Genomic DNA, 904 nt, shown 5'->3' with positions numbered 1-904 from the left:
TTCTCTGATTATATGAAGCCAGCCATTCGTTTAAGTGGTATTCAAGAATTGGGTGTAAAATATGTTTGGACTCATGATGCCTTTAGAGTAGGTGAGGATGGACCAACGCATCAACCTGTGGAGCAAGAAGCACAAATTAGGTTGTTAGAGAAGCTTAAAAACCATAGTGGTAAAAACAGTTTCTTAGCTATGCGTCCAGCAGATTCAGCAGAGACTAGTGTGGCTTGGAAAATGGCTTTAGAAAACACAGATACCCCTTCAGGTTTGATTTTATCAAGACAAGGAATCAAAGATATTCCAGCACAAGGCGCATCTAGATACCAAGAAGCCTTGGGAGCTCAAAAAGGTGGTTATTTAGTTAAGGAAGTAGAAAACCCAGATGTTGTATTAATCGCCAATGGATCAGAAGTAGCAACACTAATAGCTGCTGCAGAGATTTTGGAATCAAAACATGGCTTGAAAGTCAATATAGCCTCGGTTATTTCAGAAGGCGTATTTAGAAACCAGTCTAAAGGTTATCAAAACAGTGTGATTCCAAAAGATAAACCCTTGTTTGGATTAACCGCTGGATTACCAGTAAACCTAGAAGGTCTTGTTGGAGACAGTGGTAAAGTATTTGGACTGGATCACTTTGGTTATTCTGCTCCAGCAGGTGTGTTAGACGATAAGTTTGGTTTTACAGGAGAAAAAGTAAGCCAACAAGTATTGGAGTATTTAATGTTAGCAAAATAAAAAGAATAGATATGAAATGAGCACACTAAGATTTTCGATGTTAGTTGAGATGATTATGTGCGAATTACATATGACAAATAGAAACAGTAAAAAACGTACAAATGAAATTTTTTATAGATACAGCAAATTTAGAGGATATTGCAGAAGCTCAGGCCTTAGGAGTTTTAGATGG

At 37.4% G+C, this 904-nt stretch carries 1 protein-coding gene and 1 pseudogene; both read left to right on the top strand.

Features of this window, described 5'->3' with window-relative positions; genetic code table 11:
- On the top strand, positions 1-732 hold a 732-nt coding region (locus tag IE051_RS18515), incomplete at its 5' end, for a transketolase-like TK C-terminal-containing protein (RefSeq protein ID WP_373294382.1).
- A 101-nt stretch (positions 733-833) separates the two neighbouring features.
- Positions 834-904: pseudogene (locus tag IE051_RS18655) on the top strand (fructose-6-phosphate aldolase); the annotation flags it as partial.

Origin of the sequence: Algibacter mikhailovii (genome assembly GCF_014651495.1) — a bacterium.
GTDB lineage: Bacteria > Bacteroidota > Bacteroidia > Flavobacteriales > Flavobacteriaceae > Algibacter_E > Algibacter_E mikhailovii.
The sequence above is the reverse complement of the archived record's forward strand: the minus strand, read 5'-3'. Positions and strand labels throughout refer to the sequence as shown.